Genomic DNA, 11,679 nt, shown 5'->3' with positions numbered 1-11,679 from the left:
GGGACCGCCGCGCTGCCCAGGCGATCGTGTGAGGAGGGGAGGACGTCGCTGTACGGGTTCGCCGCCTTGCTCGGGACCCTAGCGTTGTCGCCGGTCGTGATCGATTTCCTGTCGTCCCGAGAAGTGTTCGACGTCCCAAACCATCGTTCCTCGCACGAAGGACGAGTCGTCCGTGGACTCGGGCTCTCGCCAGCCATCGTCTGCGGCACCGTAGGTGCCATCGCAGCCAGCAGAGGCGCCGTGGATCTCTGGACTGTCGTAGCAGCCGGAACGGTCCTCGCCTTATTGGGCTTTGTGGACGACGCTCGAGGCCTGTCGGTTGGCTTGCGATTGCCTGTGCAAATGGCCGTCGGAGTGGCGGTGAGCGTCGCGATTCTACAAGACGGTCTTCTGTCGGTGCCCGCCGTTATCTCTGTCCTGTGGTTCGCAGGGTACGTGAACGCGTTCAACTTCATGGACGGGATCAACGGGATCTCCGGTACGCATGCGGCGATCGCCGGCTCAACGTGGCTTCTGGCTGGCGCGCTGACGGGTGCTTCGACGGCTGCGGCGATCGGTTCGATCGTGGCGGCCGGAGCGTTGGGGTTCCTCCCTTTCAATTTCCCATCGGCCCGTGCGTTCCTCGGCGATGTCGGCAGCTACTTCTTCGGTGCTTGGTTGGCTGCCGGCGCGCTCATCATCGCTACCGAGATAGGAATCGCCGTTGCGGTTCTGCCGCTGAGCCTGTACCTGTCCGATACTGGTTGGACCCTTCTCGCCCGGCTACGTCGTGGTCTCCCATGGCACCAGCCGCACCGAGACCACGTCTACCAGCGCTTGGTTCGAGGTGGCTGGTCCCATGCTCGCACAACCGGTGTCGTTGCCGCCTTCACCCTGTTGCTTGGAGCATCCGGATTCGCTGCGAGCACGAGCGGGCTGGTGGGTGTACTTGTACCGGTTGTTTCGGCAGTGGTGCTCAACGTCCTGTACCTCTCCGTACCGAGCCTGGTGTTCGATGACGTACCCGCTGTCGGAGGATGACGCCATGCAGGTATTGGTGGTCACCCACTACTTCCCGCCGGAGATCGGGGCGCCCCAGGCTCGCCTGAGCGAACTGGCGGCCCACTGGGTGCAGGGTGGGTGCGACGTCACGGTACTGACCGCCATGCCGAATCATCCCACAGGGGTGGTACCGCCCGAATACCGGGGCGCATGGCGTCGTGATGAGCGCATCGACGGTTACAGGGTCGTCCGCACATGGCTCTACGCGACACCCAACGTGGGGGTCGTCAAGAAGACGCTCGGACACCTCTCGTTCATGATCACCAGCGTCATACTGGGCCTGTCTCGAGTCGGACATCCGGACGTCGTCGTGGTGTCGTCCCCGACGTTCTTCTCGATACTGTCGGCCTGGCTGATCGCTCGCGTGAAGCGTGCTCGTCTGATCATCGAGGTACGCGACCTATGGCCGGCTATCTTCGTGGAGCTCGGTGTCCTGAAGAACCGCGTCGTCATCCGTGCGCTTGAGGCGGTGGAGCTGGCTGCGTACCGTAGTTCGGACGCGGTGGTCGTCGTTACTGAGGGGTTCCAGCGGAACATCGTGGACCGAGGCATCGATCCGTCGAAGGTTCACACAATCCGCAACGGTGTTGACCTTTCGCTTTTCTCACCTGATCTACGCGTCGACCCGGACATGCGCGAGTGGCTGTGTGCCGGACCTGAGCAAGTGCTCGTCCTCTACATCGGCGCCCACGGGATCTCCCACGGCCTGCATTCCGTCGTTGAAGCAGCGGCATGCCTCGCGGACGAGCCCGTTCACCTGGCTCTCGTCGGCGAAGGAGCCGAAAAGCGAGAGCTAGAGGAGGAGGTCAACGAACGGGGGCTCACAAACGTCACGATGCATCCTGGCGTCTCGCGGGAGCAGGTTCCGTCCATCCTTGCTGCAGCTGATATCTGTCTGGTACCGCTAAAGGATGTTCCGCTGTTCCGGACGTTCATCCCTTCGAAGATCTTCGAGTACCTGGCGTCCGGGAAGGCGGTGGTCGGAGCGGTACGCGGAGAGCCCGCAGAAATCTTAAGCGAGGCCGGAGCCGTCGTTGTGCGGCCGGAGGCGGTAGAGGATCTGGTCAGGGCGATCATGCACTTGGCGAACGACCCGGAGCGACGGGCGGAGATGGGACGGAGAGGCCGCCGGTACGTCGAGGAGCATTTCGACCGGCGACAGCTGGCAGCCGATTACCTGGACATCCTCAAGGCCGCTGTCCATGAGCATACGGCGCTGCAGTGAGGATCCTGCTCACTGGCGGCAGCGGGTTCCTCGGAGGCCACGTCTTACCGAAGCTGGTTCAGCGTGGGCACCAAGTGGTGGCGATCGCCCGTAGCCGAACGGCGGCGTCCAAAGTCGAGTCTCGACGTGCTGAGCCACTGATCGGGGACCTCGGCGACGCGGATGGATTGAAGAGAGCTTTTCGATCAGCGAACGCGGATGCGCTCATGAACGTCGCCTCACTTGGCCTCGGCCACGCCCCGGGGATCATCGAGGCTGCGGAAACGGCCGGCATCCGCCGCGCCGTCTTCGTTTCCACAACCTCGGTATTCACGCGCTTGCCTGCCGGTAGCAAGGCGGTACGCCTAGCAGCCGAGGATGCGATCCGGAACTCGGAGCTGGACTGGACCATTGTGCGCCCGACCATGATCTACGGCACACCCGAGGATCGGAACATCGCCCGGCTGCTGCGATTCCTGAAACGGAGTCCGGTCTTCCCACTACCGGCTGGTGGAACGGGTTTGCAGCAGCCCGTGCACGTCGACGACCTCGCTGATGTCCTCGTGGCAGCCCTCGGGCGCAGTGCCGCAGTCGGTCGCATCTACGACGTTGGCGGTCCTGGAGCCATCACGTTTCGACAGCTTGTCCTCGAAGCCGGCCGCGCCGTTGGCCGAGAACCATTCCTCGTTCCCGTGCCGCTACGCGCGATGGCGTGGACAGTCCGCATGTACGAGCGCATCTCGTCGCAGCCGCGACTAAGAGGAGAACAGATCCTACGTCTGCAAGAACACAAGGTATTCGACAACTCCGACGCAGTTCGTGATCTCGGCTACGATCCGCGCAGGTTCTCGGAAGGGGTCCGCCAGGAAGCCGAGCTACTGCTGTGAAGTTGCCCTCGACCGAGGAGTGGGGGCTGCTTCTGCGAACAGCTCGACATCTCTCCCCGGCGCAGATGGCTCACCGCATCCGCCTGCGGGCCCAGAGAACAGTCCTCGGCGCTATGGGGGACCGGGCGCGGGTACTGTTGACACGCCGCAGCGTACCAGTCGAAGTTGGGTGGCCGAGATCATTCGAGCCGATCGGTACACGACTGTCCCGGGATCTTCAGAGCGCAGGTGCCCTTGTGGACGGCGCGATCTCCCTTCTCAACGAGCACCGTGAGCTGGGCTGGCCCCCCGTGCGGGCACCGGAGGACGCCTCGCAGCTATGGCGGTACCACCTTCATTACCTCGAGTGGGCCTGGAGCTTGCTCCGAGACTCCGGAGAAACGGGAAAACGTTTCGGACAGCTCTGGTTGTCCTGGCGCCAAGCCAACCGGTTCGGGGGCGGTGAGGCATGGTCGCCGTACGTCGCGTCAGTACGCGCGTGGGTGCTCTGCCATCTCTACGGCGAACTCGCAGACAACAGCGAACTCAAGCGCGACCTCGTTGAAGACCTCCGCCTACATGCCGGATTCATCCGGACACATCTGGAGCTCGACGTCGGTGGCAACCACTTGATGAAGAACCTGAAGGCCCTCGTCGGGCTCGGGATCTTCTTCGATGACAAGCTCCTACTACGAGCCGCACTGAGATTGCTCCATGTCGAATTGGATCGGCAGGTGCTGCCAGACGGAGGTCACTTCGAGTTGTCGCCCTCCTACCACGTCCAGGTCCTCGGCGACCTTACCGACATCGCTGGGCTGTTGAATGCTTACCGAGGGACCTGTCCTTCCACACTCTCGGATGCCATCCGCCGAATGAAGGACTGGATGGTGGCGATGCTCCTTCCGGACGGCGACGTTCCTCTGTTCAATGATTGTGTCAGCGTTCCACGCCGTTTAGTGGACGTACTCACCGGCGGCGCCCGCCCTTCAGAACTCTTCAGGCTCCTATCCGATTCCGGCTACTTCGTCGCGAGGATGGGACCGTTTCACCTGGTCGGTGACATCGGCTCGCCTTGTCCCGACGAACTTCCCGCTCATGCCCACGCGGATTGCCTATCGTTCGTTCTCACTGTCGATGGTCAGCGGGTCATCGTCGACACGGGGACCTCGACGTACGAAGGCGATCGCCGTCACTACGAGCGTTCCACGCGCGCACACAACACCGCCGAGGTAGGCGGTGAGAACCAGACCGAGGTATGGGGACGGTTCCGTGCGGCGCGCAGGGCGAGGCCCAAGGTCGAGGAAGTGTTCAGCCGGTGCGGACGCTCGGCCGTGCAGGCTGCGCACGATGGGTACTTGCGCCTCCCCGAGAGAGCCCTCCATCGACGTCGCTGGGATCTGCGCGACGATGCCCTGACGATCCTCGACACCGTCGCAGCGAAGGGAACTGTCCCCGTTGCTTTCTACCTACATATTGAGCCGGGTATCGAGCCCAAGAAAGTCGACGCCAAGACGGTTGTTGCCGATCCCGTGAGGATGCGCTTCGATTCCCGCCATCCGTTCAAGTTGGAGATCATCGATGCTGGGCAAGGAGAAGAAGGCTGGGTTGCCACGGACTTCAATCGGCTGCATCCCAGCTTCGCCGTTGTCGCTCGTACGGAGGTGTCCGGCTCGCTGGACCTGGCGACGACCGTCGAACGCCTGTAAGCAGTCGCTCCTGTCTGCCTAGATCGTCTCTCATCGCTACTGTTCCGTTGCTGATGAGTCGGGTCGGCGTGGGACGAACTGGCCCTTCGAGGGCGGTGCGGAAGTCGGGCACGGGGAAGCGAACGGGGAAGCGTGTTCGGACGGCGGCGAGGTTGGCATCCAAGGGTCGTTCTAGTCGCTGCCGCACGTCCGAACTTCATGAAGGTCGGGCCGGTCCTCCGTGCGCTCGACGGTCGGGCGGACGTTGCACTGGTCCACACGGGCCAGCACTACGACCGTCAGATGTCGTTGCAGTTCTTCGATGAGCTGCGCCTGCCTCACCCGGACGTCGATCTGGGAGTCGGGTCGGGGACCCATGCCCGGCAGACCGCCGGGGTCATGGTGGCCTTCGAGAAGTACATCCTCGCCGATCTCCCCGAGGCCGTCGTGGTCGTGGGTGACGTCAACTCGACGCTCGCCTGCGCGCTCACGGCCGTCAAGCTGAATGTCCCCGTCGCGCACGTCGAGGCCGGGCTCCGGTCCGGGGACTGGACGATGCCAGAGGAGATCAACCGGGTCCTCACCGATCGGATCTCACGGTGGCTGTTCACACCAAGTGAAGACGCTGACGACAACCTCCTGGCCGAAGGCATTCCCGCCGACCAGATCCACTGTGTCGGTAACGTCATGATCGACACGCTCCTCGTGAACCTCCCTCGCGCGCGTGAGCGCGCGGTGAGCGCGCGTAAGCGGTTGGGCTTGAGCGACCGGTTCGGGCTGGTGACACTGCACCGGCCGTCGAACGTCGACGAGGCCCGGCAACTGACCGCCCTCATGGGAGCGCTCGGCGAGATCTCGCGCGATGTGCCGCTCGTCTTCCCCGTCCATCCGCGCACCGAGCAGCAGCTCCAAGATCTCGGCGTCCCGATCCCGAACGGTCTGAAGCGGGTCGAGCCGCTGGGATACCTGGACTTCATCGGCCTACTCGACGCCGCCGCGCTGGTGCTGACAGATTCCGGCGGCGTCCAAGAAGAAGCTTCCGTGCTCGGTGTCCCGTGCTTGACGCTCCGGCAGAACACCGAGCGGCCGATCACCTGCAAGCTGGGGACCAACCGGATCCTGGGAACCGACTCGGCGGCGATCGCCACTGCTGCCGCCGAGGCGCTGGAGCGGCATCAAGAGCCGGCCGCGATACCTCTCTGGGACGGGAAGGCCGGGATGCGCATCGCCGACGTCCTCGTCCGTGACCTGCTCGGCTGAGAAGTGGCGCTCCGGACACCTGCCCAACTTGACGTCCAGCCCAAGCGGCGGCACAACAGGAGAAGGCGGCGTCGACTCGTCGGGTTCGTCGGCGCGCTCGTCGTTGCGGTACTCGCTCTCGGTGTCATCCTCCTGATCGATCTACTCGCGATCCGCGGTTCTCTCACAACCGCACGGGCCCAGCTCGCCACGACCGCAAGTGAACTCAGTGGCGGTGACCTGCGAGAAGCACGCCACGACGTGATCCGAACGAGGAGGCAACTGACGGACGCGATCGATCGCGTGTCGTCCATCCGCTGGCAGGTCGCCGAGCGGCTACCGCTCGCTGGTCGGACGCTCGACGTCATCGCCGAGATCGTTCAGACCGGCGACGCCGCCCTGGCACTGGCGGTCGATGCGCTCGAACGATCGGAGCCCTTCATCGCCGGAGAGGGCTTCGACATCGTCAGCGACGAAGGGAGGATCGATCTGATCGCCCTTCGGGAGGCCGGCGCAGCGTTCGGTGGCATCCAGAGTGATCGACTCGCCGATGCATCGGAGCGGCTCGCTGCGACTCCCGCCGCGTGGCTGCCGTCTTCCGTTCGGGACGCCAGGTGGGAAACGCTGGCCCTCGCTCGAGCCGCGCATCAGCGCGTGGAAACGACCCAGGCGCTGTTCCCCGCGGTGGTGGGCTTCCTCGGAGGGGACGGACCGCGTCGCTACGTCCTGGCGCTACAGAACAACGCCGAGCTTCGCGGCACCGGTGGGTTCTTCGGCGCCTTCGGCGCCCTCCAAGCGGACGGCGGGCGACTTCTGCTGTCCGACCTGATCCCGGCCGGTGAGTTCTACACCGACCGCGCCGGAGAGAGCTTCGTCGCCGTCCCCGCGCCGCGCGACTTCCTCGATCGCTACGGCCACGCGAACGCCTCGGGGTTCGTCACGAACGTCAACCTCGACCCCGACCTGCCGACGGTTGCCCCCGTCCTCCTCAACCTCTACGAGCAGCGAACCGGGCAGCGCCCCGACGGGGTGATCGTCATCGACCCCGTCGGGTTGTCCATCCTCCTCGCCCCCGTCGGACCGGTCACTGTCACCGACCCCGAGTTCGCCCAGGTCCCGGGCCTCCCCAACCCCGTCCCCCCGGCCGACGTACCCCGGGTCACCATGGTCGACGCCGTCCAGGTTCTGGGCGGTAGCGGCGAGGACGGCCAGGTGCGGAAGGAGTACCTCGAGGCGTTCGCGGAGGCAGCCTTCGTCCGGATCCTCGCTGGAGGATGGGAGGGCGACGACATGGCGCGTGCAGTCGCACGCGCCGCCTCCCAGCGGCACCTGCAGATCTACAGCCGACGCGAGGACGAGCAACGGGCCTTCGCATCCGCCCCGGCCCCCGGCTCCATGCAGGCGTTCGATCCGTCGGCAGACTTGCTGGCGCTAACGGCCATCAACGCAGGAGCGAACAAGCAGGACGTCCACGTTGGCCACACACTGCGCGGGGACGTCACTCTCCGGCCGTCCGGTGAAGCAGCCGTGCGCGAGTCGCGTCTGGAGATCGAGCTGGAGAACCCGTTGCCGGATTCGGGCATGGATGACACGATCCTCGGATCTTCTCCCCCGGCCGTTTCAATGCCAACACTGCGTGAACGTCACGACGGTTTCAACCGGACCTGGTTCACGATCTGGGCACCGCAAGACAGCTATGCGACCGCGGTCACAGATTCTGCTGGGGAAGAGCTAAGCATCGGAACAGGCAGGATCCACGGGCACTTCGCCGTGGACCATTTCCTCGAAACGCCGTCGTCTTCCAGCAATCACTTCAAGGTCGATCTCGAGGGACCGGTGCAGCTGGAACACGACGGGCCCGACCTCATCTACGAACTGACGGTCTGGCGACAGGCGAAGGCGATCCCCGACCGCCTCGACATCACCGTCTCCGCACCGGACGGTTGGTCGGTCGTCGACGTCGACGTTCGGGGCGGGGGAGATGGGTCCGGGATGGGCCCATTCGGGGAGCTGGGGCCGCCGGTCGCTGCCGCGGCCGACGATGATCGGGTGCGGATCTCAGGCGACGTAAACGCCGACCTTCACATCGAGATCCGCTTCAGTCGGTCCTTGCGGAACCGGTTCGCTGAATGGCTCCGTCAACCAGTCTGGTAAACCCCCCGCCGCCTTCGAGGCCCTTCAAGGCTCGCAAGGTGGCGGAGCTGAGAACACCGAAGCAGCCCGCTGGACAAACGACGACTGTCGTCTAACGTACCGCGCGTGGGTCGAACGGTGGCCCGGCAAAGGCGGGGGCCTGGGGCATGGGGTCGAGACTGCTGCGAACAGCGAGGACCGTGATCGACCTCGCCCTGCTATCGCTCGCGTACGCCGGCGCCTTCTTCATCCGGTTCGACGGCCCACCGCCGGCGGAGTACACCGAAACCCTCCTGGTCTCGTTGCCAGGCGTGGTCCTGTTGCGGTACGCCTCCTTGGCGGCATTCAAGGTCACCCGAGGGTCATGGCGCTACGTCGGCCTGCACGACATGGTCCGCGCCTACCTGGCCTGTGCTGTCCCCAGCGTTGTCTTGCTGGGACTGCGCCGGGCGGCTCTCACCACCGACGGCAGCGTTCTCGACCTCGTCGCAGTCCCCGGTGGGGTGATCCTCACCGACTTCGTCCTCGCGTTCTTCGCGGTGGCGGGCGTGCGCGCCATGCGACGGCTACTCGACGAGCGGCGAGCGACGCGCCTGCTACGCCCAGCCAGTGAGCGTGTGCCGACCATGCTCGTCGGGGCCGGCCAGGCCGGCTACCTCGTCGCCAAGGAGATCCAGGCCCGGCCGGATCTCGGGATCCACGCCGTAGGCTTCCTCGACGACGACAGCCGGAAGGTCGGCACCGCGATCCACGGCGTGCCTGTACTGGGCGCGACGAAGGAGTTGCCGCGGCTCTGCGCGGAAGCGGGCGCCCAGCAGGTCATCATCACGATCGCGAACGCCCCCGGCCACGATATCCGGCGCATCGCCGACATCTGCGAGGGCGCCGGCATCCCGGTCAAGATCATCCCCGGCGTCTACGAGATCGTTGGTGGACAGGTCAACCTCTCCCGGATCCGCCCTGTCGCGATCGAGGACCTGTTGCGCCGTGAGCCGGTCGAGCTCGACGTGACCTCGATCCGCCGGTTCATCGATGACAAGGTCGTCCTGGTCACGGGCGCTGGAGGGAGCATCGGCTCGGAACTGTGCCGCCAGATAGCGGAGTTCTCCCCGGAACGGCTCATCCTGCTCGACCGCGCCGAGAACGCGCTCTTCGAGGTCGACCGCGAACTGCGTGAGAGGTGGCCGTCGCTGGCTCTGGACGCGTGCGTCGCCGATGTCTGCGACGAGTCGAGGACCGAGGCGGTGTTCGGCGCCTACCGGCCCCACGTCGTCTTCCACGCTGCCGCGCACAAGCACGTTCCCCTCATGGAGACGAACCCCGGGGAGGCGGTCAAGAACAACACCTTCGGCACTTGCGTCCTGGCGCGGGCGGCCCATGTCCACCAGACCGCGGCGTTCGTGTTCATCTCGACCGACAAGGCGGTCAACCCCTCGTCGGTCATGGGCAGCTCCAAGCGGGCGGCGTGCCGCTACCTGGAGGGCCTCGATCGGATCAGCGACACCCGCTTCATCATCGTGAGGTTCGGCAACGTCCTGGACTCGGCCGGGAGCGTGGTGCCGATCTTCCGGCGGCAGATCGAGGCGGGCGGGCCGGTCACCGTGACCCATCCAGAGATGGTCCGTTACTTCATGACGATCCCGGAGGCCGCCCAACTCGTGCTCCAGGCGTCCTCCATGGGGCAGGGCGGTGAGATCTTCACCCTGGACATGGGCGAGCCGGTCAGGATCGCCGATCTCGCGAGCGACATGATCCGCCTGTCCGGCTTCCGTCCCATGGAGGACATCGAGATCGTCTACACCGGTGTACGCCCCGGAGAGAAGCTCTTCGAGGAACTCACGCTGGACGAGGAGCACGCCCAGGTGACACGGCACCCGAAGATCTTCATCGGCCGCGCGAACGGCGTGGAGCCACTCCAGGATCTCGAGCGGAAGTTCAAGCGGCTCGAAGCGGTCTGCGACCGGTTCGACGGTGCTGTCATCCGCGAGGTCCTCTGCGAGATCGTCACCGAGTACCGTCCGGCGGCCGGTGTCATCGGGAACGGTTCGCACGGCAACGGACAGCGTGACCCGGCAGGGCAGTCCTACGTGTCTCCGAACGGTCATCGCCGGCTGTCCGTGAGTGGCAACGGCAACGGACAGCCAGCCAACGCCGAGAAGAAGCCCTCGGCAGAGGGAGCCATCAGGGATGGCTGAGGTTCGCGATCCGCTCCGGTCGCTGCTCGAACGGATCTCCGCTCGGGCAGCCAAGGTCGCGGTCGTCGGACAGGGCTACGTTGGCCTGGTCGTCGCCATGCGGGCGAGCGAGGCCGGCTTCCCGGTCGTCGGCTACGACATCGACCGCGAGCGCGTGAAGTGGCTGCGTCGGGGCGAGAGCTACCTGGAGGACGTCACCGACCAGGAGCTGCGGGAGGCCCTCGACCGCGGGTACGTCGCGACTGACGACCCCGCCGACATGTCCGGCTTCGACGTGGCCGTCATCAGCGTGCCCACGCCGCTGCGCGAGGAACTCCCCGACCTCGGCGCGGTCGAGACCGCCGCCCGGACGGTCGGGCGGGCGCTGCGGCCAGGGGCCCTCGTCATCCTCGAGTCCACTACCTACCCGGGCACCACCGAGGAGCTCCTCGCCCCCGTGCTCACCGAGGAGTCCGGCGGGCTCGTCGCCGGCCGCGACTTCCTCCTCGGCTACTCACCGGAGCGGATCGACCCCGGCAACCCGACCCACCGGTTGGAGAACACCCCGAAGATCGTCTCGGGCGTCGACGAGGCGTCACGCGACGCGGTCGCGGCCTTCTTCGGCGCGTTCGTCGATGAGGTCGTGGCGGTCAGCTCCCCGGCGGTCGCCGAGCTGTCGAAGCTGATCGAGAACACCTTCCGCCACGTCAACATCGCCCTCGTCAACGAACTCGCCATGTTCGCCGCAGCGCTGCGGGTAGACGTGTGGGAGGCGATCGATGCCGCCTCGACCAAGCCCTTCGGGTTCATGCCGTTCCGCCCCGGACCCGGCGTCGGCGGCCACTGCCTGCCGATCGACCCGACCTACCTGTCGTGGCGGGTCAAGCGCCAGCTGGACGAGACCTTCCGGTTCGTCGAGCTCGCCAATGACGTGAACCGTCACATGCCGAGCCACATCGTCAGTCGCATCCAAGCCATCCTGAACGAGGCCAAGCTGGCGGTGAACGGCTCACGGATCGTCGTCCTCGGCTACAGCTACAAACCCAACACCGCCGACGCCCGCGAGAGCCCAGCCCGGGTGATCGTGAAGCAGCTGTCGGAGCTGGGGGCGGACGTCGCCATCGTCGACCCGCACGTGCGGGCCCCGACGCTGTCGAACGGGGCGCACGTCATGGCCGACGCGCCCGACGAGCTGGTCGCCGCGGCCGACCTCGTCGTGCTCGTCACCGACCACGACGCCTTCGATTACGACCGCATCGAGGGTCGAGCCGGACGGATCTTCGACACGCGCCGGCGGTTCGGAGGCCTAGGCCGCGGCAACGTCACCTACCTGTAAC

The 11,679-nt window shown here is 65.8% G+C and carries 8 protein-coding genes; all 8 read left to right on the top strand.

Annotated elements, in window-relative coordinates; genetic code table 11:
- Positions 1 to 96: 96 nt before the first annotated feature.
- The 8 genes from KY462_09135 (at position 97) to KY462_09100 (ending at position 11,678) form a co-directional block, all read left to right on the top strand.
- Complete coding sequence (locus KY462_09135) at positions 97 to 1,020, top strand: glycosyltransferase family 4 protein (GenBank protein ID MBW3577886.1); 924 nt, start codon at positions 97 to 99, stop codon at positions 1,018 to 1,020.
- Between the two features lie 4 nt (positions 1,021 to 1,024).
- Positions 1,025 to 2,266 carry a glycosyltransferase family 4 protein gene (locus tag KY462_09130; GenBank protein ID MBW3577885.1) on the top strand — a complete coding sequence of 414 codons (1,242 nt, stop codon included), beginning with the start codon at positions 1,025 to 1,027 and terminating at the stop codon, positions 2,264 to 2,266.
- Positions 2,263 to 3,132 (top strand): NAD(P)H-binding protein, encoded by an 870-nt coding sequence (locus KY462_09125; protein ID MBW3577884.1) that lies wholly within the window; start codon positions 2,263 to 2,265, stop codon positions 3,130 to 3,132. The genes KY462_09130 and KY462_09125 overlap by 4 nt, the downstream gene beginning before the upstream one ends.
- Before the next feature lie 236 nt (positions 3,133 to 3,368).
- Positions 3,369 to 4,817: a heparinase II/III family protein gene (locus KY462_09120; GenBank protein ID MBW3577883.1), complete on the top strand. Its 1,449-nt coding sequence runs from the start codon at positions 3,369 to 3,371 to the stop codon at positions 4,815 to 4,817.
- A 198-nt stretch (positions 4,818 to 5,015) separates the two neighbouring features.
- Entirely contained in the window at positions 5,016 to 6,056 is a 1,041-nt protein-coding gene (gene wecB, locus KY462_09115) for a UDP-N-acetylglucosamine 2-epimerase (non-hydrolyzing) (protein MBW3577882.1), read from the top strand.
- 282 nt (positions 6,057 to 6,338) lie between these two features.
- Positions 6,339 to 8,189, top strand: a complete 1,851-nt coding sequence (locus tag KY462_09110) for a DUF4012 domain-containing protein (GenBank protein MBW3577881.1) — start codon at positions 6,339 to 6,341, stop codon at positions 8,187 to 8,189.
- Between the two features lie 179 nt (positions 8,190 to 8,368).
- Positions 8,369 to 10,363 carry a polysaccharide biosynthesis protein gene (locus tag KY462_09105; GenBank protein ID MBW3577880.1) on the top strand — a complete coding sequence of 665 codons (1,995 nt, stop codon included), beginning with the start codon at positions 8,369 to 8,371 and terminating at the stop codon, positions 10,361 to 10,363.
- Positions 10,356 to 11,678, top strand: coding sequence for a nucleotide sugar dehydrogenase (locus KY462_09100; protein ID MBW3577879.1), 1,323 nt, complete (start codon positions 10,356 to 10,358; stop codon positions 11,676 to 11,678). The genes KY462_09105 and KY462_09100 overlap by 8 nt, the downstream gene beginning before the upstream one ends.
- Position 11,679: the final 1 nt, after the last annotated feature.

The organism is Actinomycetota bacterium, from assembly GCA_019347675.1.
GTDB lineage: Bacteria > Actinomycetota > Nitriliruptoria > Nitriliruptorales > JAHWKO01 > JAHWKW01.
This window is presented reverse-complemented; position numbering and strand designations above follow the sequence as displayed.

What these genes read in the sequence shown, in the direction of transcription:
- KY462_09100 (MBW3577879.1), top strand. Translation starts at nt 10,356, where the DNA reads ATGGCTGAGGTTCGCGATCCGCTCCGGTCGCTGCTCGAACGGATCTCC.
- wecB (MBW3577882.1), top strand. Translation starts at nt 5,016, where the DNA reads ATGAAGGTCGGGCCGGTCCTCCGTGCGCTCGACGGTCGGGCGGACGTT.
- KY462_09130 (MBW3577885.1), top strand. Translation starts at nt 1,025, where the DNA reads ATGCAGGTATTGGTGGTCACCCACTACTTCCCGCCGGAGATCGGGGCG.